Source organism: Methylobacterium durans, from assembly GCF_003173715.1.
Lineage (GTDB): Bacteria > Pseudomonadota > Alphaproteobacteria > Rhizobiales > Beijerinckiaceae > Methylobacterium > Methylobacterium durans.
In genome coordinates this window covers 5,313,276-5,336,332 of sequence record NZ_CP029550.1, presented here as the reverse complement: position 1 = coordinate 5,336,332, position 23,057 = coordinate 5,313,276, and the positions used below count along the sequence as shown (strand labels likewise).

25 protein-coding genes and 1 pseudogene are annotated in these 23,057 nt (G+C 71.2%); 9 read left to right on the top strand and 17 right to left on the bottom strand.

From position 1 onward, the window contains the following. Positions 1-39 precede the first annotated feature (39 nt). Together DK389_RS24575 and DK389_RS24570 are read right to left on the bottom strand one after the other, a co-directional pair. Positions 40-549 (bottom strand): Crp/Fnr family transcriptional regulator, encoded by a 510-nt coding sequence (locus DK389_RS24575; RefSeq protein WP_109893542.1) that lies wholly within the window; start codon positions 547-549, stop codon positions 40-42. Between the two features lie 109 nt (positions 550-658). Then, positions 659-1,264 (bottom strand): DUF1989 domain-containing protein, encoded by a 606-nt coding sequence (locus DK389_RS24570; protein ID WP_109893540.1) that lies wholly within the window; start codon positions 1,262-1,264, stop codon positions 659-661. Between the two features lie 262 nt (positions 1,265-1,526). Between DK389_RS24570 and DK389_RS24565 the strand changes: the two are divergent. Continuing rightward, positions 1,527-3,523: pseudogene (locus DK389_RS24565) on the top strand (OPT family oligopeptide transporter). A 203-nt stretch (positions 3,524-3,726) separates the two neighbouring features. Here DK389_RS24565 and DK389_RS24560 read toward each other — a convergent pair. Next, positions 3,727-4,125 (bottom strand): hypothetical protein, encoded by a 399-nt coding sequence (locus DK389_RS24560; protein WP_162560828.1) that lies wholly within the window; start codon positions 4,123-4,125, stop codon positions 3,727-3,729. Positions 4,126-4,584: 459 nt separating this feature from the next. Here DK389_RS24560 and DK389_RS24555 point away from each other — a divergent pair, with 459 nt between their 5' ends. From DK389_RS24555 to DK389_RS24540, 4 genes are all read left to right on the top strand, one after another. Beyond that, positions 4,585-5,712 (top strand): HPP family protein, encoded by a 1,128-nt coding sequence (locus DK389_RS24555; RefSeq protein WP_109893536.1) that lies wholly within the window; start codon positions 4,585-4,587, stop codon positions 5,710-5,712. Between the two features lie 340 nt (positions 5,713-6,052). After that, the gene (locus DK389_RS24550) at positions 6,053-6,328 is read left to right on the top strand and encodes an adenylosuccinate synthase (RefSeq protein ID WP_109893534.1); all 276 of its coding nucleotides are present in this window, start codon (positions 6,053-6,055) and stop codon (positions 6,326-6,328) included. Between the two features lie 12 nt (positions 6,329-6,340). Next, positions 6,341-6,676, top strand: coding sequence for a hypothetical protein (locus tag DK389_RS24545; protein WP_162560827.1), 336 nt, complete (start codon positions 6,341-6,343; stop codon positions 6,674-6,676). A 4-nt stretch (positions 6,677-6,680) separates the two neighbouring features. Next, on the top strand, positions 6,681-6,893 hold the full coding sequence (locus DK389_RS24540) for a molecular chaperone-like protein (protein ID WP_109893530.1): 213 nt from the start codon (positions 6,681-6,683) through the stop codon (positions 6,891-6,893). A 60-nt stretch (positions 6,894-6,953) separates the two neighbouring features. Here the strand turns inward: DK389_RS24540 and DK389_RS24535 are convergent, their stop codons facing one another. After that, complete coding sequence (locus DK389_RS24535; protein WP_109893528.1) at positions 6,954-9,098, bottom strand: helicase-related protein; 2,145 nt, start codon at positions 9,096-9,098, stop codon at positions 6,954-6,956. A 197-nt stretch (positions 9,099-9,295) separates the two neighbouring features. Here DK389_RS24535 and DK389_RS32835 point away from each other — a divergent pair, with 197 nt between their 5' ends. The 3 genes from DK389_RS32835 (at position 9,296) to DK389_RS24520 (ending at position 10,462) form a co-directional block, all read left to right on the top strand. Then, entirely contained in the window at positions 9,296-9,700 is a 405-nt protein-coding gene (locus DK389_RS32835; protein ID WP_162560826.1) for a hypothetical protein, read from the top strand. Beyond that, a complete protein-coding gene (locus DK389_RS24525; RefSeq protein WP_236960342.1) occupies positions 9,700-9,981 on the top strand; it encodes a hypothetical protein in 282 nt (93 codons plus the stop codon). The genes DK389_RS32835 and DK389_RS24525 overlap by 1 nt, the downstream gene beginning before the upstream one ends. A 229-nt stretch (positions 9,982-10,210) precedes the next feature. Further along, the gene (locus DK389_RS24520; protein ID WP_109893524.1) at positions 10,211-10,462 is read left to right on the top strand and encodes a hypothetical protein; all 252 of its coding nucleotides are present in this window, start codon (positions 10,211-10,213) and stop codon (positions 10,460-10,462) included. A gap of 275 nt (positions 10,463-10,737) precedes the next feature. On the opposite strand, the gene DK389_RS34550 is transcribed toward DK389_RS24520, so the two are convergent. The 13 genes from DK389_RS34550 to DK389_RS24465 all read right to left on the bottom strand — a co-directional run bounded on the left by DK389_RS34550 (position 10,738) and on the right by DK389_RS24465 (position 22,312). Then, positions 10,738-11,043: a hypothetical protein gene (locus DK389_RS34550; RefSeq protein WP_236960341.1), complete on the bottom strand. Its 306-nt coding sequence runs from the start codon at positions 11,041-11,043 to the stop codon at positions 10,738-10,740. Continuing rightward, positions 11,027-12,031 carry a BatD family protein gene (locus tag DK389_RS24515; protein WP_236960339.1) on the bottom strand — a complete coding sequence of 335 codons (1,005 nt, stop codon included), beginning with the start codon at positions 12,029-12,031 and terminating at the stop codon, positions 11,027-11,029. The genes DK389_RS34550 and DK389_RS24515 overlap by 17 nt, the downstream gene beginning before the upstream one ends. Then, entirely contained in the window at positions 12,028-12,693 is a 666-nt protein-coding gene (locus DK389_RS24510; protein WP_109893522.1) for a tetratricopeptide repeat protein, read from the bottom strand. Before DK389_RS24510 ends, DK389_RS24515 begins: the two co-directional genes overlap by 4 nt. Beyond that, a complete protein-coding gene (locus tag DK389_RS34545) occupies positions 12,690-13,007 on the bottom strand; it encodes a hypothetical protein (protein WP_236960338.1) in 318 nt (105 codons plus the stop codon). The genes DK389_RS24510 and DK389_RS34545 overlap by 4 nt, the downstream gene beginning before the upstream one ends. Next, positions 13,007-13,603, bottom strand: a complete 597-nt coding sequence (locus DK389_RS24505; protein ID WP_236960337.1) for a vWA domain-containing protein — start codon at positions 13,601-13,603, stop codon at positions 13,007-13,009. The genes DK389_RS34545 and DK389_RS24505 overlap by 1 nt, the downstream gene beginning before the upstream one ends. Further along, positions 13,600-14,610 (bottom strand): VWA domain-containing protein, encoded by a 1,011-nt coding sequence (locus DK389_RS24500; RefSeq protein WP_109893520.1) that lies wholly within the window; start codon positions 14,608-14,610, stop codon positions 13,600-13,602. Before DK389_RS24500 ends, DK389_RS24505 begins: the two co-directional genes overlap by 4 nt. Then, positions 14,604-15,104, bottom strand: a complete 501-nt coding sequence (locus DK389_RS24495) for a DUF4381 domain-containing protein (protein WP_109896818.1) — start codon at positions 15,102-15,104, stop codon at positions 14,604-14,606. The genes DK389_RS24500 and DK389_RS24495 overlap by 7 nt, the downstream gene beginning before the upstream one ends. Continuing rightward, positions 15,097-16,107, bottom strand: coding sequence for a DUF58 domain-containing protein (locus DK389_RS24490; protein ID WP_109893518.1), 1,011 nt, complete (start codon positions 16,105-16,107; stop codon positions 15,097-15,099). The genes DK389_RS24495 and DK389_RS24490 overlap by 8 nt, the downstream gene beginning before the upstream one ends. A 14-nt stretch (positions 16,108-16,121) precedes the next feature. Then, entirely contained in the window at positions 16,122-17,129 is a 1,008-nt protein-coding gene (locus tag DK389_RS24485) for an AAA family ATPase (RefSeq protein WP_109893516.1), read from the bottom strand. Positions 17,130-17,266: 137 nt separating this feature from the next. Then, positions 17,267-18,280: a SphA family protein gene (locus DK389_RS24480; protein ID WP_236960336.1), complete on the bottom strand. Its 1,014-nt coding sequence runs from the start codon at positions 18,278-18,280 to the stop codon at positions 17,267-17,269. 299 nt (positions 18,281-18,579) lie between these two features. Beyond that, positions 18,580-20,283 (bottom strand): arylsulfatase, encoded by a 1,704-nt coding sequence (locus tag DK389_RS24475; RefSeq protein ID WP_109893512.1) that lies wholly within the window; start codon positions 20,281-20,283, stop codon positions 18,580-18,582. Next, on the bottom strand, positions 20,280-21,197 hold the full coding sequence (locus DK389_RS24470; RefSeq protein WP_418291969.1) for a formylglycine-generating enzyme family protein: 918 nt from the start codon (positions 21,195-21,197) through the stop codon (positions 20,280-20,282). The genes DK389_RS24475 and DK389_RS24470 overlap by 4 nt, the downstream gene beginning before the upstream one ends. A gap of 53 nt (positions 21,198-21,250) precedes the next feature. Further along, positions 21,251-22,312 (bottom strand): HAD family hydrolase, encoded by a 1,062-nt coding sequence (locus DK389_RS24465; protein WP_109893508.1) that lies wholly within the window; start codon positions 22,310-22,312, stop codon positions 21,251-21,253. A 352-nt stretch (positions 22,313-22,664) separates the two neighbouring features. Here DK389_RS24465 and DK389_RS24460 point away from each other — a divergent pair, with 352 nt between their 5' ends. After that, the gene (locus tag DK389_RS24460; RefSeq protein ID WP_418291968.1) at positions 22,665-23,054 is read left to right on the top strand and encodes a GCG_CRPN prefix-to-repeats domain-containing protein; all 390 of its coding nucleotides are present in this window, start codon (positions 22,665-22,667) and stop codon (positions 23,052-23,054) included. Positions 23,055-23,057: the final 3 nt, after the last annotated feature.

Here is a 23,057-nt window from a genome sequence, read left to right as displayed (position 1 = left end):
ACGAGACGGCACGTCCGCCGCGATCGGCGTGGCCTGCCCTCACGCCTCGGGAGGCACGGGAATCTGCGTCTCCGCCTCGCGTTCGGCGTGCGCCAGCTCGGCGAAGCGATTGTCGGCGCGCCGCAGCCGTCGACAGAGCTCGCGGTTGATGTTCTGCATCACCATCGCGTAGGCGTGGATGTCGGCCTTGTAGAACGTGTAAAGGTTCCGGGCCGTCAGCTCGTACAGCATGACCGGGCTCGCCGCGACGAGGGTGGCCGATCGGTTCTGCACCTCGATGAGCGTCATCTCGCCGAAAAAGTCGCCGGGCCCGAGACGGTTGAGGTCGATGACGCGCCCCGCGGCCCCGCGCTTGCTGACCGCCAGCTCTCCGGACTGCACGATGTACATCGAGCGCCCCGGCTCACCTTCCGAGATGACCGTGGCGCCGGCCTCGACGTGGCGCTCGGCCAGCATCGCGATCAGGCATTCGAGACTCGTGTCCGAGAGGCCCCCGAAGAAGGGCGTATCGATCAGGAACGCCTTCAGCTCGGGCGAACTGACAGCCATCAGCCTATGACACTCCCGCCCCCGGAACTCGGACGCGCCGCATCTTTGTGGACCTTCCCGCCCTCCGCAACGTCTTTTCGGGGCCCGACGAACGTGCGGATCCGGACCCTTAGGCGCCGGCAGCGTCGGGCGGGCCGGAGATCTCATACTGGATCGGCTTGAAGGCGAAGTTGTTCGATTGCGGGGCCGAGCAGGCCGTCAGACCGATGACGAGGTCGGTCTCGGCCTCCAGCACGAGGCGGTCACCGGCCCGGCTCAGGGGCGGGCGCACCGCGAGTTCCCCGGTGCCGCCATCCACCGTGACGTTCATGAACACGTTGAAGGCCACCGGGATGCGGTCCGGCCCGATCCCGTAGGGGGCCAGCGCGTGAGCGAGGTTGCCGAAGCAGCCGCGATGGGGCTCGGCCTCGTCGTAGAGGATGCGGAAGGTGTCGGCCGAGCAGGGCGTCAGCAGGAAATCGTGGCGGCCCACCGTGTCCTCGACGATGCGCAGGAGCACGTTGCTGCGGTTCGAGTAGAGCGCGTCCCCCGTCGTCAGGAAGATGCGGCTCGCGTAGTCGAGGCTGCGCCCCGACGAGATCACCTCGTCGGTGTCGTGGGCCGAGAAGGCGAGGAGATCGGCGACCTGCTCGCCCTCGGGGTCGATCACGGTCAGGCGCTGCCCGCGGGCGAGGGTGAAGGCGGCGCCGGAGCGGGGCGGGATGGTGTGGCGCATCTCAGGCGCTCCGGTCGGGCGTCGGGGCGGCGGAGGCGTCGGGTCGCGCGGGTGGTCTCGTCATCGGCTACTCGTCATCGGGTTTCTGCGAAGCCGGCACCGGTGAAGCGCCGGGTCGCGGGCGAGAACGCCCGAGACGCCGATTGGCTCACCGGGTTTCACACCTTCTGCGTGCATAACGGATCGACATCACCGAGCCTGCGTTGTCGCGGCACGTCCGCGAGCCCTCTCGGAAGCGGAATCCGCCAGCCACAGGAGCGCGATGGGATCCCGCGGGCCGACCCAGGCGCACGCCAGCGAGCTCACCCTGCGCGGCCTCCTGCTCGGGGCGGCCATCACCGTCGTGTTCATGGCGGCCAACGTCTATATGGGCCTGAAGACGGGGATGACCTTCTCCTCGTCGATCCCCGCCGCGATGATCTCGATGGGCTGCCTGCGGCTCCTCGGGGGGGCGACCATCCTCGAGAACAACATCGTGCAGACCCAGGCCTCGGCCGCGGGCACCCTGTGCAACGTCATCCTCGTCCTGCCGGGCCTCGTGCTGATCGGCCATTGGCAGGGCTTCCCGTTCTGGCAGACGAGCGCCGTCTGCCTCCTCGGCGGCCTTCTCGGCGTCGCCTACTCGATCCCGCTGCGCCGCGCCCTCGTGGTCGGCGCCGGGCTTCCCTACCCCGAGGGCACCGCCGCCGCCGAGGTGCTGAAGGTTGGACAGGGCGGCGACGGAGGCCTGCGCGTCCTCCTGGGGGCCGCAGGCGTCGCCGCCGCGCTCGGGCTCGCCACGACCGGGCTGCGGCTGCTTGCCGAGGGCATCCACGGGACGCTGTCCGCGGGATCGGCCGTGTTCCGCCTCGGCACCGGCTTCTCGCTCGCCCTCGTCGGCGTCGGCTACCTCGTCGGGATCGGCGCCTGCCTCGCCCTCATCACCGGCGTCGCCCTCGCCTGGGGCCTCGCGGTGCCGATCCTCACCGCGCTGGGCCACGGCGGCGGCGCCGCGCCCGCCGAGGCGGCCGAGACCGTCTGGTCCGGCGAGGTGCGGCTGATCGGGGCCGGGATCATCGCGGCCGGCGGCGTCTTCACGGTGGTGGGCCTCGCCCGGCCGATCCTCGACAGCGTCCGCGCGGCGCTCGCGGCTGCCCGCGCGGGCGGCGCCTCCCGGGACCTGCCGCGCCAGGAGCGGGACCTGCCGATCACCTGGGTCGGCGGGGTGGCGCTCGGCCTCTCGCTCCCGCTCGCCGGGCTGTTCGGCTGGTTCGCGCTCGGCGCCGAGCTCGGGGGCCTCCTGCCCGTGCTGATCGTGACGGCGAGCCTCTTCGCGATCCTCGTCGGCTTCCTGATGGCCGCCGCCTGCGGCTACCTCGCCGGCCTCCTCGGCTCCTCCTCGAGCCCGATCTCGGGGATCGGCATCCTCACCACGATCCTGGCGGCGCTGCTCCTGCCGCTCCTCGTCGGGCGGGCGGCGGGGCCGGAGGGAGACCGTTTCGTGATCGGCATGGCGCTCCTCGTCGCCTCGGTGATCGTCACCGTCGCCTCGATCGCCAACGACAACCTGCAGGACCTGAAGACCGGGCAACTCGTCGACGCGACGCCTTGGCGCCAGCAGGTGGCGCTGATCGCGGGCGTCGGCGTCGGCGCCCTGGTGATCGCGCCCCTGCTCGCCCTGCTCTACCGGGCCTACGGCTTCGTCGGCGCCCTGCCGCGCGAGGGCATGGATCCGGGCAGCGCCCTGCCCGCCCCCAGGCGGCGCTGATGACCCAGATCGCGGGCGGCATCGTGCACGGGGCGCTGCCCTGGGGCATGGTGCTCGCCGGGATCGGGATCGGGGCCGGGCTCGTCGCCCTGGAGGCGCGGCTGCGGCGGCGGGGCCTGTCCTTCCCGGCCCTCACCGTCGGCATCGGCATGTACCTGCCGCTCACCGTCGTGATGACGATCGCGGCGGGGGGCGTCGTGGGATGGCTGGCCGCGCGGGCGCTGCGCGCCCGGGGCGAGGCGGCGATCGGCGACGCGCGCCGCCGCGGCGTGCTCCTCGCCTCGGGCTTCCTCGTCGGCGAGAGCCTCGTCGGCGTGCTGATCGCGGCCTCCGACACCCTGACCGGCCGCAGCGGCTCCCTCGCGCTGGTGGGTGCGGGCTTCCACGGCACCGCCACGGCCCTGGGCCTCGCCGCCTTCCTCGTCGCCCTGCCCGCCTTCTACCGCATGGTCTCGCGGGCCCCGCCGTATCGGCCGGCGCGCGTCGTGTCGGGCGCGGGCGAGCGGGCGTGAGCCGGGCGTCGGGACGCGCCGAGCCGGTCGGCTGCATCATCTCCTGCGCCGTGGTCCGTCACCCGCCGTCCCGACCCGTTGCGGTAGCGTTGCCCGGCACGGACCTTCGCCCGCGGCAGCTCACGGTCCGCGTGCGGCGATCGCCCGCGCCGCAACGCGTATCCGTCGCGACGGCTCCTTCGCAGGACAATGCGACGTCGAAACTACGCCCAGGATGCGCTCATCCTGCGAGAGAACGTCGCCCGGCCGACGTTCAATCTGTCTCTGACCGCGCCGAGACCGAGATAGGCGAGGGTCAGGAGGCCAGCCAGCGCCAGAGACGCCAGCATCAGGTCGACCTGCGTCAAGGCGTAAGCCACGGCGTCGCGCCCGAACGCGAGACGCTCGGCGTAGGCGAAGCACGCGTTCTCGCCGCTGATCCCCCGATAGAGTGCGCAGGCGCTGCCGGAATAAGTGCCATCCCGAAGGAACAGCATCACCTGAGCGGTCGCGATCGCAGCGCCGTAACAGAGCGTCAGGAGGAGAGCGTGAACGCTCGCCAGACGCAGGCCGGCTGCGACATGTCCGATCACACGAACATTGCGGCGGTGCTTTCCTGCCATTCCACCCTCTCGTCCTCAGCAGTTCCCGCGCCCGCGGATCCGCGCCGCGACAACAGTTCCGGGTCCTCTCAGAGCCGTGGTGGGGAAGCAGAGAGCGTGCCACGACGAGGGTAGTGTCGCCGATTTTCTTGAGGCGGCCGTGCAGGATTCGGCTCATTCTCTGTGCAGGGAACAGGTACCCTCGGGGTGGAGGAAACGAGGGCAGACCGTACCGCCCTCCGTTTAGGCATACTGCATACCAGAGTTGCAGTTCGGCGGCGCAACGGGTATAAGGTTCATTCGTAATCTACCTTTGCGGGCGGCAGATGCCGAGGTCGCGGACCCGACACCCAGCTGCGCATGTCAGCCTCCGCGGGGGGGCCGCAACACGTCCGAAGCGGCGCTCCTCCGGTGGGGGACCAAGCCGCTTCATCCTGGTGGGTCACAGGGTTCTTCCACAGCACCGAGGCGAGCTCTCGCATGTCCGAGTCCATCCGCGCACCGAGGCAGGGCAAGCCCGCTCCCGGCTTTCGCCTCTTCCGGCCGATCCTGGCGGGCGCGACCCTGCGCGAGCGCCTCGTCGCCTGCCTGGGCGCCCTGGCCGGCATCACGCTCACCGGCCTGATCTGCGGCTGGTTCTTCGGGGAGGGCCCGCACATCCCGCTCATCGTCGCGCCGATGGGGGCCTCGGCGGTCCTGCTTTTCGCCGTGCCGGCAAGTCCCCTCGCGCAGCCTTGGCCCGTCATCGGCGGCAACACGATCTCCGCGTTCATGGGCGTGCTGGCGGCCCATTTCATTCCGGATCCCGTGGTGGCGATCGGCGTCGGCGTCTCGCTGGCCATCGCCGCGATGTCGGTCACCCGGTCCCTTCATCCGCCCGGCGGCGCGGCGGCCCTGACGGCGCTCATCGGCGGCCCGGCCGTCACCTCAGCCGGCTTCCTGTTTCCCCTGTTCCCGGTCTGCGTCAACTCGGTGATCCTGGTGGCGCTCGGCATCGCGTTCCACAAGATCTCGCGCCGCAACTACCCGCACGTTCCCGTCGCGGTGCCCGTCAACACCCACGGAACGGCGGATCTCCCCGCGCCGGTCCGGGTCGGCATCAGGCCGGAGGACGTGGACGCGGCCCTGGTCGCCCTCGACGAGACTCTGGACATCGACCGGGCCGATCTCGACCGGCTCCTGCGGCAGGTCGAGCACCACGCCTTGGTGCGCGTGCACGGCAACCTGACCTGTGGCGAGGTCATGTCGCGCGACGTGGTGACCATCAAGTCGGACAGCAGCGCGTCGCGGGCGCGGGAGCTTCTGCTGGCGCACAATGTCAGGACGCTCCCGGTGGTCGATGGCGCTGGCCGGCTGATGGGCACGGTCGGGCTGCGCGAACTCGCTCTGCGCGAGGTCGGCGGCGTCACCGAGGCGATGTCGGAGGCCCGGACCGCCTCCCTCGAAGATCCGGCCGTCGGCCTGGTTCCGACACTCACCGACGGGCGGACCCACGCGATCGTCATCGTGTCCGCGGACCGGACGGTGCTCGGCGTCATCACGCAGACGGACCTGCTGGCGACCCTGGCCCGCTCGGCCTCGGCGAAAGCCTTCGAGCAGGCGGCCTGAAGGCTCCCCCCGGGATCGTTCCGCCTCGGCGCTCAACCCCGTCGCATGCCTGACCGGCTGAGTCGTGCCGACGGGCTTGCGCGCGCGAGCCTCGATGCGGGACGATCGCGCGGCGCCCCGAAGCATCGGTCGCGACAGGCAGGCGAATGCGGGGTCGCGCCGTTTCGACGCCGCCATTGAACGGCCGGGCTTCCCCGATCGTTCTCCGACGCGGGTCGCGCTCCCCGGCGCGGCACCTCGATCCGGCGCGCGAACGGGACAGTTCGATCCCTGTGGGGGGTGGAGCCGAGGCGTCTCGGCCCGCACCGGGGAACGGGTACGAACGGACCGAGGATGGACCATGGCTTTCAAGCCGAAATCCGCGTCAGAGACGAAGGCGGCCGAGCTGGCAACGGTGATCATCCGCATTGCCGACAGGGAGGGCGCGCCCGTGAGCATCGGGGTCGACCAGCTGAAGCAGGGCAATCCCCGTATGACGCCGCTCGCGATCGGGCAGATGTTCCGCAAGCACCGCGACATACTCGAGGCGGCCCTGGCCGAGAGGGGGTATGCGCTCGTCGATTATTCCGACCAGGGCCCTGGCCGCGGGATGGAGTTCGAGATTGGTCCAGGCTGAATGGGAGCCGCGATGTCAGCCCTGATGTTCTCCGTGCGGGCCGCCGGCGGCGCCGATGTGCACCGGATGGAGGCGGAACGGACGAGCCGCGGCGTGCGGTTCACCTGCACCTGCTCGGACGGCACCGAGGGCCGCCATTGCGAGCATCGGATCGCGCTTCTCCTCGGGGACCCGTCCGCGCTCGTGGAGGTTGACCAGGAGGCCGTCGACGCGTTGGCGGAGATGACGAAGGGCTCGCACCTGCTCCATGCCGTTCACATGCTCGCCCAGGCCGAGGTCGCGGCCGCGGAAGCGCAGCTTGACCTTGAGCGGGCCAGGCAGGTCATCGCCACGATCTTGAAGGGTTGAGCGTATGCCCCGCTGGCTCCCCCTCCTCGCCATCGCGCTGTTCGTGGCCGTCGCGTTGGGCACCGCGGCGTTCTGGAGCTTCGGTCTTCTCCGGAATCCGCGGGACGACACGACCGGCAAGCCGCCCGTCGCCGCCTGCGATCCGCCGGGTCATGACAAGGGGCCGCGCCCCGCGGAATGCCCGCAATCCGCCCCGCCGACGCAACGCGCGCCCTGACGCGGAGGGGACGATCCGCTCAGGCCGGGACCGGGCGGTCGCTCGCGGCCCGCGGATCGGTCATCGGGCGCCCGCGGCCCGGCGCGACCGGCGCTCGACTTTCCGGGTCGCGGTCTCCCGGAGGTGCTGCTCGATGGCGCCGTTGGCGTGACCGCGCATGGCCCGGATCGCCTCGACATCGTCGAACGTGTCGGGGAAGCGCCGGGACAGCCACAGATAGGCGCTCGCAAGCTTCACCGTCCGCTCCTGGTAGTCGAGCTCTCCGCGCAGGTTCGCCCTGAGCGCGGGCACCGTCTGACCGGCGGCCCGCAGCTGCGTCCAGCGCTCCAGTACGCTCATCGAAGCCTCGTCGCGCCGGTCGACGGGGCAGACGGAGAAGGCGAACTTCTCGTGGATCGGCAGGCGTGCGCGGTCGACCACGCGCGCGACCTCCAGGATCTCGTCGAGCGCCGAGGGCTGAAAGGGCGAGCCGGCGTAGAAGGTGGCGCGAGCAAAATGCGTGAGGACGTCGTGGAGCCTGTGCGTCTGCATCTCCTCGGCCACCGCGTTGATCGCGATCAGATCGGGCCGGACGAAGAACCGGGTGTCGGCGGCCGGCGCCGTCGGGGCACCATCGAGCGCCGCCCGGAGCGGCGCGATCCCGGTCTCGTCGGTGGCGGCCACGAAGCCCACCTCCTGGTGGCCGTAGCGTCCGGCCCGGCCCGCGATCTGTCGGATCTCGGAATGGGTGAGCGGGCGCTCCGCGACCCCGTCGTACTTGCGCACGGCCGAGAACACGATCCGCTTCAGGGGACCGAGGTTCAGCCCCATGCCGATGGCATCCGTGGTGACGAGCACGCGGGCCTCGCCCGCGCGGAAGCGCGCGGCCTCCGCCCGCCGGACCTCCGGCGAGAGCGCTCCGTAGATCGTGGCCACGCTGTGGCCGCGCGCCACCAGGATCTCGCGGTTCTCGTGCACGGCCCTGCGCGAGAAAGCCACCACGGCGTCGCCGGGCTCCACCGCCTCCAGGGGCACCGGCTCGTCCAGCAGCACGAGCGGCGATTTCCGCGCGAAGGCGATGACGTCCAGCGACTCGTTCGCGGCCTCGGCGGCCCGCCGGACATAGGCGAGCGCATCGTCCGAGCCGCAGAGGATGACGGTCTTGGCCGGGATGCCGAACAGGGCGTTCGTCCAGGCCCAGCCGCGATCCGGATCCGCGAGCATCTGGATCTCGTCGATGACCGCGACGTCGACCGGGCGCATCAGGTCGGCAGTCTCGATGGTGCGCGCCGTGTGGGTCGGGTTCGCCTCGCCCAGAACCTCCTCGCCGGTGACCATGCCGGCCCTGAGCCCGCGCTCCAGCAGGGTCTCGTAATTCTCGAGGGCCAGGAGGCGGAGCGGCGCGAGATAGGTGCCGGTTTCCGCTCGGGTCAGCGCCTTGAGGGCCGCGTAGGTCTTGCCCGAGTTCGTCGGCCCCATGTGGAACAGGATGCGCCGGTTCATCCGGCGCGCGGCCGTGAACTTCTCGATGTAGGCGCCGAACCCGACCTGATCGCGCAGGCGCCGCAGCCGCGAATCCTCGCGCGCCACGGCCTTGGCCCGCTTGCGCACGGGAGCCAGGGTGCTGCTCAGGGAGCGGTCGAGATTCTCGCCGATGTCGAACGGGCGCGAGCGCAGGGACCGGTCCAGATGCGCGATGTAGGCGGAGGCGTCGGCGCCGACCTCGCGCAGATCGAGGCGGATCTGCTCCCGGAGGCGCTCGACGGGCTTGTGCAGCGACCGGCTCGTCCGGGCGGCGATCTCGCTCACCGCCGTTCGCAGATCCTCCAGGCGCCAGGTCGGGTCGTTCCGGTGCGCCATGCCCTTGAGGATGTTGAGGGCGGCCGCGTCGGGCTGCGCGGCGATCCGCAGATCCAGCCGACCGTCATCGAGGAGGGGGATGGTCACCCGCACGCTCCAGGTGATGCCGTGGTCCTTCGACACCAGCGCCCTGAGCGCCGGGACCGCTTTGCGCAGCGTCTCGACACCCGTCTCCGCGAAGGTGCGGCTGGCCGTCATCGCACGGAGTGCGCGCGCCACGCGGGCGTCCTGAACGTATCCGCCGAACTCGGGCAGATCGAGATGCGTGCGCAGGGCCTCGAGGTCCACGGACTTCGGAGACATTCCGAGCCGCGCGACCGCCTCGATCAGGATCTCGATCGTGGAGGGAACGCGCTTGCGTGCCACAGGCCTCCTCCTTGCTCCGCTCTCAGGTCGGGGCCCTGCCGCGGTTCCAGGCCGAACGGGGCGTCGAGTCGCCGCCACCGTGCCGGCGGACCGGCCCGGGCGCTCCGATCAACCCCGCGGTGCGGGGCGCGTTCCGATCGGATGAGCCCTGGGCCTTCGCGGATGGACCGGGCGGGCCGGTCGCGTGAGCGACCCGGATGACGGCCCCGACGGTGCATCGGATTCCCTTCGGTGCACTGTCGCCCAATAGACACAGCCGCCAGGGAAGTGCGTCCGCACCCGATGCGCGGCCACATTCCCTCCACGGGGTTCCGCTCGATTGCAGCTCGGGTCAGGGCAACCAGGAGCGCGTAATGTATGCTCTTCGCACCGTTTCAGGCACGGCGTCTTCTCCGAAGCCGGTCGCAACCGACCGCCAGCCGGTCGATCTCGACCGCCAAGCTCTCGGCGGTGTCGTCAAGGGCATCGCCTCCGGTCTGCGTGATGTTCTGCCCGTCTCCGAGCGTGAGCCGCTCCCGGCAACGTTCGATCCGTTGATCCGGCGCCTGACGATCAATCCGCTCGATCGTCGCAAGGCGCCCTCACCGCGAAAGGCCGGCTGATGCCCGCAGGGATCTCTTCAACGGAGCGCCGGAACGTCGCGCGGCTCCCGGCCCGTGCCGTCGATATCGAGGCCGATGAGAACATCGCTTCGCTGATCGCGGTCCTGCAGGACCAGCTCGCGCTGGCCCGCGAGGGCAAGCTGCGCTCCGTCGCCGTCGTCTCGGTCGCTGCCGATGGAGGGGCGGTCGGCACGCAATGGTCCTGCGCCAACGGGGACATCGTGAGCCTGATCGGCAAGCTGACGGTCCTGACGCACGATCTGATGGCATCGCGAGAGTAGCGCGCCGGCGGCTTGGCCATCTGCACGGGGCCTCGGCCGGCGCGCCAGTCCCGGCAACCCTTTCGCCTGCCGGACCGTATCGGGGTGCGGATGCACCTCAGGATCCGTCCGGCCGGCGAACCTTCGGCGTAGGCAGCACTGTAACCGTTACAATTCCCGGATCCGGATGGCGGGCGCATCATGGGTGGCATCGATCGGGGAACCGCGATTGCCGTACCCGGAGGCAGGGATGGAGCGCTCCCAGATACGCGGCTTGGCGAGATTGCTGCTGCGCCATCCCGAGCGCCGGGACGAACTCCGCCGCAAGGTGACCGAGAACACGCAGATCAAGGAACTCTGCGACGCCTACGAGGCCGCATGCGAGGCGGCAGAGTATTGGTCCCGGTCGTCCGACCCGATAGCCCCTGCCCGCGCGGACGAGTATCGCGAGCTGGCGGCCGCGACGGAGGAGGATATCCTGCACGCGATCTCGTTGCTGTGACGTCGGGTTCGTCACGATCAGCTCGCGACCTCGATTCCCAGGCTCCCGCCGTCGCGCCCGCGCCACCGGCCTCCGGACTGTAACCGTAACAATCGGATCCCGCTGCGGCGCGAGACCGTCACCGGCGCCGTCGCTCTGCCGGTCGCCACAGCACGCGCTCCATCGCCGGGCACACCCGAAGATCCAAGCCCGGCGTCCGGACCGAACCTGCCGCCGCCCTCGGCGACGCTCCGAACCGAGCGCCTGGAACCACCGGTCTGGGCCGGGGAGACGGCTCAACGTCCTGATCGATCCGCCGGGAACGCAGGCAGGGGCGGATTGAGCGGCGGCAGGTCGGGTGGATGCGTGCGGACGGGGTCTCGCTTCAGGTCGCGGTGAACATCCGCGACGGCGTCGCGCAGCGAACGGCCCTGCTCGACCGACCAGTCGTCATCCCCTCTGAATAGGGCGCGCTCGAGCTGCTGGATCGGCGGCGCGAGCCGCGGATCCGCGCGGACCCGCCGGCGGGCGTCGGGCGGCAGGCGGCACAGCCAGGTCGTCAGGGCCGCATAGGTCGCCCGCGCGTCACCGGTCCGGGCCACCCGGCAGAGTTCCGACCGGGCGGGCCGCCTCGGACGCGGAACGGTCCGTCCGCCAGCGACGCCAGCGCGCGGGCCACCGGCCTCGAAGGCGCCCGGACAGGATGCCGAGCAGGAGAACGCCCGCGGCGGCCGATCCCGCAACCCAGGCCCAAGCCGCGGACCGGCCCTGTCGGCGCGGAGCCTCGGAGGGAGGGGCCGTCACGGAAGCCCGGATGCCCGGGAGCGTCTCGGCGCGGGCCTGCCGTCCGCCGAGGTCCCACCAGGGTTGCACGATGGGCGGGAGGTCGTAGGCGCCCGGCTTCTCGAAGACGTAGGTCACCCGGTCGATGCGCTCGCCGGTGACGGCGCCGCGGTTGATCCGGTCCGCGGCGCGGGGCGCGTCGCGGTAGAGGCGGACACCGTCCGGCGCCGAGAAGGCGAGATCCGGCATGCCCATGGCGGGCACCTCGGCGGCCTGGCGCCGCACGCTGCGGACCAGAGCGCCGCCGGGCTTGAGATGCGCCCCGTCCGGACCCGGCTCCCAGCTCTGCGACACCGTCACCGCGGTGGCGGCAATGACCGGGCCGGACGCATCGATGCCCGGCGGGACCGTGACGGCGATGCGTTGCGGATCGCCCCTCGCTGCCCCGACGGAAGTGCCGGCCGCGTCGATGAGCGTAATCTCGGCGGCCGGGATTTCGATGGTGCCGCCGCGCCGGGGGAAGACGACGAACTCGAATTGCTGCCCGACATAGGAGCGCCCGCCGATCGCCTCGCGCAGGGTGACGGCCTGCGTCTCGAAGCGGAGGGTCTGTGCGCCGGGCGTGTCGCCGAGCCTGACGCGTGGCGGCCGCGGCATGGCGTCGGGGAAGAGCACGTCCACATGCAGGCGGACGGGCTGCCCGACGACGCTGCCGCCGGGCGGGTCGAGGGAGGTCCGGACCACGACCTCGTCGGCAGCCGCCCGACCGGCCAGAACGCACAGGGCGGCGAGGATCGACCACCTCACGGCTTCGTCTTCGGACGCGGGCCCGTGGCGGCCGCGGAGGCCGCCTGAAGCTGGTAGGCGAACTTCACCTTGAGGAAATCGGCCGGCCGCGTCTGGACGCGCCTCAGCCACAGGGCGCGGACGGCCTCGTCGGACATCGGCCTCGCCTCGCCCTGGACGACGGTGTCGGTCCCGCCCTTCCTGGCCTTGTCGAAGACGATCGCGTCGGGACTGCTCTCCGTGTCGCCGGTCTCGCCGCCCTCCTGGCGGACCCGCTCGGCCCGGATGCGGGCGATGGCGCGGTTCGCCTCGGCGTCGGCCCAGCCGGGGCGCAGCACCAGCGCGCGATCGTAGCGCGCCGCCGCCTCGTCGTACCGGCCCAGCATGACGAGGGCATTGCCCTGGTCGTAGGCCCCGTCCGCCGTTTCGATCCCGCCGAAGGCCTGCGCGGCGCCCTTGAAGTCGCCTGCCCGGAACAGGGCCACGCCGTGCCAGAGCGGATCGCGGAAGGCGGCTGCCGCCTCGCCCGGCGCGTCGTGCGCCATCAGGGCGTGGCCGCGCTGGTCGGGCGTGAGAAGCAGGTTGGCCCAGCCGACCCGGACGGCGGCAAGGCCGAGGGCCAGGAGGACGGCCAGCCAGACGAGGGCGTAGGGACGGGAGAGGAGGCTGCGGGAGCGGATCATGCCAGCACCCATCCGCGGCGGAACCACAGCAGCGTCAGAAGGGCGAGGAGCGGCGTAAGCCAGTAGCCTGCCTCCACCCAGTGCTGCCCCTCGCCGGCGACTTCCGCGATCCGGCCGGCCCGGTCGAGCCGCCGGGCGATCGCTTCGACGTCGTCCTGGGACAGCGTGGTCGTCACGAGATCCGCGCGGAGCGCTCGCGCCGCCTCCGCGAGGCCCCCCGGATCCCGGTCCGGCGGCAGCAGGGCCAGGATCGTCGCGGGGTGGGTCGCGCTGGCGAGGCGGGCGACCTGCTCGCCCGTCACGGCATCGGCCATCACCAGGATCGAGCCGCCGCGCCGATGGCCCCGGAGGACGATGTCGGCGAGCGCCACCGCGTCGGCGAGGTCGTCGCCCTCCTTCGGCATGATCCCGGGCGAGAGGGCCTTGGCGAGGTCCAGGACGACGGAACCGTCGGGGTCGGCGGCAGGACCAGATGGCTGGTCCCCGAATAGGCGATCAGGCCCGTCGCCGCGCCCTCGCGGAGGCCGAGCAGGTCGGACAGCTTCTGGCGCGCCCGGTCGAGCCGGGTCGGCGCCAGGTCGTCCGTCGTCATCGAGGGCGTGACCCTGAGGACGATCATGGCCGGCGGCTTGGCATCGGCGAAGGGTGACGGTTCGAGCTCCCAGGCCGGCCCGGCGACGGCAATCGTTCCGAGGATCGAGCCGAGGAGGAACAGCGCGTTCGGCGTCGCCCGGGATGGCTGCTCGCGTCCGACGAGCAGATGCCGCAGCAGAACGGGATCGATGACGCGGCGCCAGCACTCGCTCGCGTCCGAGATCCGCCGTTGCAGGAGCCAGAGCGCGAGTGCAGGCAGGAGCAGCAGCAGCCAAGCCGGCCGCTCGAAGTGGAAGGCGGAGACGGCCTCCATCATGGAGCGGTCCTCGGTCCGCGCCCGGCCAGGGGGCGTCCGAATTCCTGCACGAGCAGGCGAAGGGCTTGCGCGAGCATCGACGCCACGAGGGCCGCCGCCAGCGGAATCCAGAAGACGTCGCGTTTGGGCCGGACCGTGACCGTATCGATCCGGCGCGTCTCGATCGCGTCCAGGCGCGCGTAGATCTGCTCCAATCCGGCCCGGTCGAGGGCGCGGAAATAGCCTCCGCCGGTCGTCGCGGCCGCGTCCTGGAGAGCCCTCTCGTCGAGCTTGTCCTCGCCCGCCGTCGCCGGATCGCCGATGGCGACGGCGTGTATGACGATGCCCTTGTCCCTCGCCACGCCCGCCGCCTCGGAGGGCGGCACCTGGCTCGCCGTGTCGTTGCCGTCCGTCAACGCGATGATGGTCTTCGCCGCCACCGTGCTGCGCCCGAACAGGGCGATCCCGAGTGCGATGGCGTCGCCCAGCGCCGTGCGGGGTCCCGCCATGCCGACGACCGTGTCGCGCAGCATCGCGCGGCAGAGGTCGAGGTCCGTGGTGAAGGGCACGAGGGCGAAGGGCGCGTCGCCGAACACGACGATGCCGGCGCGGTCGCCCCGGCGGCGCGACAGGAAATCGTCGAGCACCCCCTTCACGGCCGTGAGGCGGTCGACCGTGCGGCCGGCGGGATCGACGAAGTCTCGCGTGTCCATCGACCCCGAGAGATCGACGAGCAGCAGGAGGTCGCGCGTGGGCTCGTCGCGATGCAGCGGCGGCTCGATCCATTGAGGTCGCATCAGCGCCCCCAGGACCGATCCCCAGCAGAGACCCAGCATCGCGAGGCGCGGGAGGCTTCGCGCGGCCACGACCCCGCCCCGATGGGGCTGCTGTCCCGTCAGGGCGACCAGCCTCGCGAAGAAGGGCACGCGCAGCCCGGCGCGCATGGTCGGATGGGGCGGCAGCAGCCACCGGACCAGGAACGGCAGCGGTGCCAGCAGGGCGAGCCAGGGATAGGCGACGGTCAGCATCGCCGCGGTTCCTCCGGCGTGTCCGGGACGCGATGATCGCGGACCCATGTGCGGGCCTGATCGATCAGCCGCCGCAGGTCGACGGCATCCGGATCGCGGCCGCCGAAGGCTCCGGTCAGCAGCGCCCGCATCAGACCGGCATCGACGTTCTGGCCGCCCACGGCCACGACGAACCCCGCCCAGGCGCCGCCGGTCAGGGAGGCGACGTCCGCGCGCGGATAGGCGGCGAGCGCGGCCCGCTTCATCACGGCCGAGATCCGCTCCACGCCCCCGTCCAGCCGAGGCGATCCTGCGATCCTGTCGAGTTCGGCCAGGGCCGCGCGGCGATAGGCGTCGGCCCGACGCCGCCGCATCGCGTCCCGCAGCCAGAGCGCCCCGGTTGCGGCGAGGCCCGCCGCGACGATCCAGATTCCCGGCGCCGGCGGCCAGAGCGCGACGGGGTCCGGCACGGCCAGATCCCGCAGGTTGGCAAGGCTTCCGGGATCGTCAGCCATCGCGCGCTCCACTCGCAGAAGCCGCCCGCCGTTCGGTCCGCTTGCCGATCAGCTCCCGCAACTGGCTGGCGGCGTCCCGGTCGGTGGAGAGGCCCAGGACCGGGATGGCGCGCCGCCGCGACAATCCGGTCAGGCGCGCGCGCCAGGCGGCCCGCTCCTCCGCATAGCGCCGGCGCAGGCTCGCGGAGGAGGAATCGACCTCGATCTGCGCCTCTCCCGAGCTGAAGATTGCCCGCCCCACGTCCGGAAGCTCCCGTTCCAGCGGGTCGTGGATGTGGATCGCCAGGACGTCGTTGTGGGCCGTCAGCCGGGTGACGAGGCGCGCCGTTTCCGCGTCCTCGCCGGCCGCGTCGGTGATCAGGCAGACGAGCCAGTCGTGCGTGGCCATGCGCTCGGCCCGACGCAGGGCCTCGTTGAGCTGCCCCTCGGCGCCCGGCAGGGGAGCGCCGGCCGCGAGGGTCCCGTTCTGCCGCGCGACCTCCGCGATGACCCGCACGGCCCCGGCGTCGCGGGCCTCTGGACGGACCGAGACCATGTCGCGGTCGCCGAACACGATCGCCCCGACCCGGTCGCCGAGCGCGGTGACGCGCCACGCCGCGAGGGCCGCCGCCTCCGCGGCCACGACCGACTTCATCGCCCGGCGGCTGCCGAAGAACATCGCGCTGCGCTGGTCGGTGACGAGGAGGACGGGCCGGTCGCGCTCCTCCGAGTAGACCCGCACGTGCGGCGTGCCGAGCCGGGCCGTCGCCAGCCAGTCGATGGTGCGGGTGTCGTCGCCCTCGGAATAGTGGCGCAACTCCTCGAAGTTCAGCCCACGTCCGCGCAGGCGGGAGGCGTGCCGGCCCGAGAGCAGGCTGTGCACGGGCTGCCGCGGCAGGAAGCTGAAGACCCGGGCCCTGTGCCGCAGCCGCATCAGCGCGTCGCGCGTGACGAAGGCGCGCGCCTCGCGCTCGGCTGGACCGCCGGCTCCGTCGTGCTGCGCTCGCTCCCTCAACCGCGCCATGACCCACCCCGGGATCAGGCCGCCACCGCGACCTGCCTCACCACCTCGTCGAGGACCCCGTCCGGCGTCACGCCGTCCGCGCCCGCCTCGTAGCTGAGCGAGACGCGGTGCCGGAGGCAATCGTGCGCCACCGCCTGCACGTCCTCCGGCGTGACGAAGTCGCGCCCCTTCAGCCAGGCATTCACGCGCGCGCAGCGGTCGAGGGCGAGCGAGCCGCGCGGGCTGGCGCCGATGGCGATCCAGGCCTTCAGCTTGTCGCCGAACTCGGCGGGACGGCGCGTCGCCGCGACGAGGCCGACGATGTAGGCCTCGACGGCCTCCTTCGTCGTCACGCGGTCGATCTCGGCGCGGGCGGCGACGATCGTCCGCTGCGGGATCTTCGGCGGCCTGTCGGCGGGCATACCGGTGGTGACCCGCTCCGAACGGACCAGCTTGAGGACCTTCACCTCGTCGGCGTCGGACGGGTAGTCGATCCGGACGTGCATCAGGAACCGGTCCATCTGCGCCTCGGGCAGCGGATAGGTGCCCTCCTGCTCGATGGGGTTCTGGGTGGCGAGCACCATGAAGATCGGCGGCAAGTCGTAGCGCTTGCCGGCGACGGTGACGTGCCGCTCCTCCATCGCCTCCAGGAGCGTGGACTGCACCTTGGCGGGCGCGCGGTTGATCTCGTCGGCCAGCACGAGGTTGCCGAAGATCGGCCCTTTGCGAAACTCGAACTGGCCGTCGCTGCGCAGGATCTCGCCGCCCGTCACGTCGGACGGGAGCAGGTCCGGGGTGAACTGGATGCGGCCGAAATCGCTTTCCAGGTTCTTCGACAGGCTCTTGATCGCCCGGGTCTTGGCCAGCCCCGGCAGGCCCTCGAGCAGCACGTTGCCGTCCGCCAGGAGAGCGATGACGAGCCGCTCGACGACGCGCTCCTGGCCGATGATGTCCCGGTTGACGCGGGCCTGCAGGTCGAGGATGGCGGCCCGTGCCGCCGGTCCTGCGCCTCCCTCCGCGCGCTCGCCCTCGTCCTGGACCATGCCGGTGCGCTCCCGCCCGGATTATGGACGCGCCGGCGACCTTGTCAGCCGTGTAACCGTGACAGCCTGGCGCGGCGGCCGGGACGCGTCCGCGGCGCTCGCGGTGCGCCGCCACGCCGAGCCGGTGCGCCCTCCCCTCAGGACTTCGTCACCAAGGGGGTCGGCTCCGGCGCGGCCTTGGGCGGCGGGACCCAGAGCGGGAACGAGACCTCCAGGAAGCCGATGGTGCCCTGGAAGCGGTTTTCCACCTCGACCTCGCGCAGCACCTTCAACCGTGTGGTGACCGGCACCTTGCCGAACGCCCCGGTCACGCCGATCGTGCCGCCGACCGCCGTGACCCGGCCCTTGAACTGTCCGAGCCGGGCACCCGGTCCGCTGTCGCCCGTGATCTGCTGGTAGTGCGAGGCGATGATGCCGACAGAGACTTCCTTGGAGAGGTATTTCGAGGCCGAGACGTCGACGTGGAACTCGGTGCCGGTCACGTATTGCGTCGCCGGGTTCCTGCCGTTGAAGGTGAAGCCGGCCGCGGCGGACAGCTCGATGCCGACCGCCGGGTCGAGGTAGGTCGCCGCGGCCGAGACGTCGCCGATGTAGCGGTTCAGGGCGATGTTCGAGAGCTGACCCGGCTCGTAGCCGCCACCCGGGATGCTGAGCACGCCCGCAAGCTTCCAGTGCCAGTTGCCGGCGTGCCAGCCGAGGCTCGCCGAGACAATGGGGTCGCCGGGATTGAGGGTGGCATCACCCACCGACGCGCCGACCGGCCGGCCGAACGCTTGGTTCACGAGGGGGCCGTTGAGGAGGACGCCCGCGCGCACGGCCGGCTCGCCGAACGGCATCACGAAGGCGACGGCGAGGCTGCCGCCGCCGATCTCGACCGGCGTGACCCAGAGCGCGGTCACGAAGTCGGCCCACAGGTTCACCTTGGCGTCGGCGATGACGTTGCCGCCGAGCTGGGTCTGCCGGTTGCCGCCGATCCGGCCGTTGTAGAAGTAGGCCGTGCTGTCGAAGTAGAGGCCGGGTGGCGGCACGATGCCGCCGAGCGGTACGGATTGTCCCTCGATGTAGAAGCTGAGGCCACCTTCGGCCGCGTGGGCGGCGGGAACGGAGAGAAGCATCCCGCCCAGGGCGAAGCCTCGGACGAACCGACGCACGGACGATCGCATGCTGACGCCCCCGGGTACGGTTCCCGACCTTGCGAACAGCAGGACAGGGAACGTGATCAGAAGACTTCCTGTGTCGTCGCATGTAAAGTCTATGTCAGTGGCTTCCTGTGGGAGTATGTCCGCAAAGCAACAGTGGGTCCGGCAAGCCGCCGCCCCGCTGATTTTCTTGCGACCACGGGCGCGCGCCAACGTGATGACCTCGCACCGTGCGCCAGGATGCCTGCCGACGACGCTCATCGGCATCCGGCTTCACGCGTAGGTTCGGGCCTGTCGCCCGATCGACGGCGCTACCGGCTCCCCTGCGGCGCGTTCAGCCTCGCCATGACCTCGTCGAGGTTGAAGCTCGCGGGCTTCTGCCGGATCGGGAACTCTTTGAAGCTCTCGAGCCACTTCGCCACGACGGCCTGCGTCGGCACGACCACGAAGGCGCGATCGAAGAACCACTTTTCGTACTCGATCGAGCTGTCCCCGCGCTCAAAGGGATCGGCCCGCAGGTTGAATAGCTTCGGCGCGCGCAGATTGGTGAACTCGCGGCGCCAGACATCGATACCCTCGTGCTCCTGCGCCTTGAACACGACCTTCCAGTCGCCGACGCGCACCGCGACGAGGGCGCCGTCGTCATTCCAGTAGATGAACTCCCGCCGAGGTCCCTCCTTCGCGCTTCCCTGGAAGAACGGCATCAGGTTGTAGCCGTCGAGGTGGACCTTGAAGGTCTTGCCGCCGGCTTGGTAGCCCTTCAGGCACTTGGCCACGATGTCGGGCTCGCCTCCTGCGGCGCAGAAGGTCGGTATCAGGTCGTAGTGCGAGAACATCTCGTTGTGGATCGTGCCGGGCTTGATCACGCCGGGCCAGCGGATCAGCGTCGGCACCCGGAAGCCGCCCTCCCAGTTGGTCGCCTTCTCGCCGCGGAACGGCGTGGTGCCGCCGTCGGGCCACGTCATCACCTCGGCCCCGTTGTCGGTCGTGTAGACGACGATGGTGTTCTGCGCGACGCCGAGATCGTCGAGCTTCTTGAGCAATTGCCCGACATGGCCGTCGTGCTCGACCATGCCGTCGGGATAGAGGCCCTTGCCGGTCCTGCCGTCCGACTCCGCCTTCAGGTGCGTGTTGACGTGCATCCGGGTCGAGTTGAAGTAGCAGAACCAGGGCTTGCCCGCCTTCTGCTGGCGGTCGATGAAGTCGAGGGCGGCCGCCGTCGTCTCCTCGTCGATGGTCTCCATCCGCTTCTTGGTCAGCGGGCCGGTATCCTCGATCTTGCCGTCGGCCGACGAGCGGATCACCCCGCGCGGGCCGAAGCGCTTCCGGAATTCCGGGTTCTTGGGATAGTCCGGGTTCTCAGGCTCCTCCTCGGCGTTCAGGTGGTAGAGGTTGCCGAGGAACTCGTCGAAGCCGTGGTTGGTCGGGAGGAACTCGTCCTTGTCGCCGAGATGGTTCTTGCCGAATTGCCCGGTCGCGTAGCCGAGCGCCTTGAGAAACTCGGCGACGCTCGGATCCTCGGGCCGCAGGCCGATATCGGCGCCGGGAAGGCCGACCTTCGTCAGGCCGGTTTGGATGGGCGACTGCCCGGTGATGAAGGCGGCGCGGCCCGCGGTGCAGCTCTGCTCGCCGTACCAGTCGGTGAACATCGCGCCCTCGGTCCCGATCCGATCGACGTTCGGAGTCCGGTATCCCATGATGCCGCGATGATAGATGCTCGGATTGAACCACCCGATGTCGTCGCCCATGATCATGAGGATGTTCGGCTTGCCAGGGGCGGCGGTCCCGCCGGCGGTTCCTGCGGCGGGCGCCGGCTGGGCTTGTGCCGCCACCGGCCGCGCCGACGTGAGATTGGCCGCTGCGGCGAGCGTCGTGCCGGCCAGAAGCAGGTTGCGGCGGCTCAGGCGCGCGGGCTGAGCCGCCAGCTCGTGCTCGGGACCGGCCGTCGCGCCGGCCGCGCAATCCGGCGACGCGGCCTCGCCGGAAGCCTCGTTCGGCAGCACGGGATCGCTCATGGCTCTCTCCTTTTGACGCAACGGAAGCCGATGTGGCTGGTGGAGGTGTCGACCGGGTGTGGGTGGCGCGCGGCCGGCCGGTAGCGGCGGCAATAGTTCGGCGCGCACAGGTGCGAGCCGCCCTTCACCACCCGTCGCGGGATCCGGATCGCGGGCTGGGCGGGGTCGTAGCTCTCGTCCTCCCGCCCGCCGCGCGGGTTCTGAGGGACGCAGCAGGCCTTCGGGGCCTCGCCGGGGTGCCGCGGCGCGAAGAAGTCGCTCGTCCACTCCCAGACATTGCCGATCATGTCGTGTAGTCCGTAGCCGTTCGGCGGGAAGGCGGTGACGGGGGACGTGCGCTCGTAGCCGTCCTCGGCCCGGTTCTCGTGCGGGAAGGCGCCTTGCCAGGTATTGGCCATGTGCCGGCCGCCGGGCGTGAGTTCGTCCCCCCAGGCGTACGCGGCCCCGTCGAGGCCGCCCCGCGCGGCGTATTCCCATTCGGCCTCGGTCGGCAGGTCCTTGCCGGCCCAGGCCGCGAAGGCGGCGGCATCCGCGTAGGCGACGTGCACCACCGGATGCTCGTCGAGCCCGGCGATGGAGGAGCCGGGCCCGTTGGGCCGCCGCCAGTGCACGCCGAACTTGAAGCGCCACCACGCGCTCCAGTCCCGCAGGTCGACCGGTCCCTTGGGCGGCTTGAACACCAGCGAGCCGGGCTGCAGCATGTGCGGCAGCGCGCCCGGATAGTCCTTCGGGTCCGGCCGCCGCTCGGCCATCGTCACGTAGCCGGTGGCGCGGACGAAGACGCGGAACTCGGCGTTGGTCACTGGGGTGCGGTCGATCCAGAATCCATCGACCTCGACGCGGTGGACCGGGGCTTCCTCCGGATAGTGCTGGTCCGAGCCCATGCCGAAGACGCCCCCGGGCAGACGGACCATGCCCGGCATCGGGCCCGGAGCCGCAGCCGCGCGAGCGATGATCGGCGCGTCCGTCATCGCTCGCCCCCCGGCACAGGGGGGAAGATCACCGCCCAGTCCCGGCTCATGTCGACGATGCTCCAGCCCCGCCCCGCGGCCTCGTCGAGGGCCCTGTCGAGGCGCCCGACACGAGACTGCCGGTCGTAGGCGTATTCGCGCTCGGCATCGGTGTGTTGGACGAGGCCGAGGAAGCGTGGGCCCGCACCGCCAGCGGTCCATTCCAGCATCTGCAGGTCGCCGTCCGAATTGCCGAAGGCGAGGATCGGACGGCGCCCGATGAAGCGGTTGATGCCGGACGGCTTGCCGGGTCCGTCGTCCACGAACTCGATCGTCGGTTCCTTGACCAGCGCGGGCATGCCGCCCGCCTTCGCCTCGAACCGGGTCGCGCCGGACGAGCCGACCGCCTGCTCGGGCGGGATCCCGTAGGCCCGCTCCGCGAAGACGCGCATGAACTCGGCCCCGCCGCCGGAGACGATGAAGGTCTTGAACCCGCTGGCGCGCAGATGGCCGAGAAGCTCGAGCATCGGTTGGTAGACGAGAGTGTCGTAGGGCCGGTCGAACCGCGGATGGCGGGCGGTCTGCAGCCAGTCGCCGACGAGCTGGCCGAACGCGTCCGTGGTCATGCCGGCATGCGTGGCGGCCAGGATCTGGACCACGCCCTTCTCGCCGGCAGCCGCGACGGCGTGCCCATCACCCTCGATGACCCCCCTGAACGGCTGCGTGTGCGTCCATTCCGGATGCTCGGGCGCGAGCGCCCTGATCCGATCGAGGGCGAAGGCGGCCTGGACGTAGACGGGCTGCTCCGTCCAGAGGGTGCCGTCGTTGTCGAAGACGGCGACGCGCTCGGCCAATGGGACGAAATCCGGGCCGCCCTCGCGGGTGACGCGCCCGACGAAGTCGACGAGCGCCCGCTTCACGGCTCCCTCGCGCCAGGATGGCAGCGGATCGGCGGGCTGGCCGAGGGCGGCGGCAGGGAGCGCGACAATCGCCAGGAGCGCGACGGCGGCCAGGAGCGGGACGGCAGTCAGGAGGCCGAGAAGCGGCGGGCGCCTCGATCGTGCGGCCAGACGAGCCATCGACAGCCCTCCCAGCTGGGACCGAGCGGCGCGGCGGTCCCGGACGCCGTCCGGTCCTCCTGCGCCGGTGCGAAAATGTTGCTCGGCCCTGCCGTTCGCGGGGAGACCGGCAATAGCGGACATCGAACGGCTGATCCCGGCGGATCCAGTCGTCGCAACGCGATCGGCCGATCCTCGGCCGATCGCGAGACGAGTGTCCACTCTGTTACGGTTACATGGGTGACACTGCTGCGATCCGCGCTCAACATGCCGGCTGGCGAAGCACGCGCTCGCGTGCGTTGGATCCGATGTGGATACATCGCCGGGTTGGCCTTGTGTCCCGCCGGCTCCGGTAACGGCTGGAGTGATCGCGATGAAACCCTTGCGGCTGACGATGCTGGCTGCCCTCGTGTTCGGGGCTCTCCTCGGGATGGGCCGGATCGAGACGGGCGGTGTCGGCGTGGGAACGGCCGAGGCTGCGGGAGGCTGCGGACCCGGTTTCCACCGCGGGCCCTACGGAGCCTGCCGTCCGAACTACTACGGTGGCTATTACGGCCCCCGCTACGGTTACGGCTACCGCGGTGGCGTCGTCTACGGACGCGGCGCCTACGGGTATCGCGGCGGATATTATGGTCGGCGGGTCTATGGTGGGCGCGGCTATCGTGGCGGCGCGGTCTACGGGCGGCGCGCCGCCGGCTTCCGCGCTGGCGGCTTCCACGGCGGCCGCGGGTTCCGCGGAGGCGGCGGCCGCTTCCGTCGTTAGCGC

Coding starts and splice junctions, on each gene's coding strand:
- DK389_RS24575 (WP_109893542.1), bottom strand. CDS start 549: ATGGCTGTCAGTTCGCCCGAGCTGAAGGCGTTCCTGATCGATACGCCC.
- DK389_RS24570 (WP_109893540.1), bottom strand. CDS start 1,264: ATGCGCCACACCATCCCGCCCCGCTCCGGCGCCGCCTTCACCCTCGCC.
- DK389_RS24560 (WP_162560828.1), bottom strand. CDS start 4,125: ATGGCAGGAAAGCACCGCCGCAATGTTCGTGTGATCGGACATGTCGCA.
- DK389_RS24555 (WP_109893536.1), top strand. CDS start 4,585: ATGTCCGAGTCCATCCGCGCACCGAGGCAGGGCAAGCCCGCTCCCGGC.
- DK389_RS24550 (WP_109893534.1), top strand. CDS start 6,053: ATGGCTTTCAAGCCGAAATCCGCGTCAGAGACGAAGGCGGCCGAGCTG.
- DK389_RS24545 (WP_162560827.1), top strand. CDS start 6,341: ATGTCAGCCCTGATGTTCTCCGTGCGGGCCGCCGGCGGCGCCGATGTG.
- DK389_RS24540 (WP_109893530.1), top strand. CDS start 6,681: ATGCCCCGCTGGCTCCCCCTCCTCGCCATCGCGCTGTTCGTGGCCGTC.
- DK389_RS32835 (WP_162560826.1), top strand. CDS start 9,296: ATGACGGCCCCGACGGTGCATCGGATTCCCTTCGGTGCACTGTCGCCC.
- DK389_RS24525 (WP_236960342.1), top strand. CDS start 9,700: ATGCCCGCAGGGATCTCTTCAACGGAGCGCCGGAACGTCGCGCGGCTC.
- DK389_RS24520 (WP_109893524.1), top strand. CDS start 10,211: ATGGAGCGCTCCCAGATACGCGGCTTGGCGAGATTGCTGCTGCGCCAT.
- DK389_RS24510 (WP_109893522.1), bottom strand. CDS start 12,693: ATGATCCGCTCCCGCAGCCTCCTCTCCCGTCCCTACGCCCTCGTCTGG.
- DK389_RS34545 (WP_236960338.1), bottom strand. CDS start 13,007: ATGGCCGATGCCGTGACGGGCGAGCAGGTCGCCCGCCTCGCCAGCGCG.
- DK389_RS24505 (WP_236960337.1), bottom strand. CDS start 13,603: ATGATGGAGGCCGTCTCCGCCTTCCACTTCGAGCGGCCGGCTTGGCTG.
- DK389_RS24500 (WP_109893520.1), bottom strand. CDS start 14,610: ATGCTGACCGTCGCCTATCCCTGGCTCGCCCTGCTGGCACCGCTGCCG.
- DK389_RS24495 (WP_109896818.1), bottom strand. CDS start 15,104: ATGGCTGACGATCCCGGAAGCCTTGCCAACCTGCGGGATCTGGCCGTG.
- DK389_RS24490 (WP_109893518.1), bottom strand. CDS start 16,107: ATGGCGCGGTTGAGGGAGCGAGCGCAGCACGACGGAGCCGGCGGTCCA.
- DK389_RS24485 (WP_109893516.1), bottom strand. CDS start 17,129: ATGGTCCAGGACGAGGGCGAGCGCGCGGAGGGAGGCGCAGGACCGGCG.
- DK389_RS24475 (WP_109893512.1), bottom strand. CDS start 20,283: ATGAGCGATCCCGTGCTGCCGAACGAGGCTTCCGGCGAGGCCGCGTCG.
- DK389_RS24470 (WP_418291969.1), bottom strand. CDS start 21,197: ATGGTCCGTCTGCCCGGGGGCGTCTTCGGCATGGGCTCGGACCAGCAC.
- DK389_RS24465 (WP_109893508.1), bottom strand. CDS start 22,312: ATGGCTCGTCTGGCCGCACGATCGAGGCGCCCGCCGCTTCTCGGCCTC.
- DK389_RS24460 (WP_418291968.1), top strand. CDS start 22,665: ATGAAACCCTTGCGGCTGACGATGCTGGCTGCCCTCGTGTTCGGGGCT.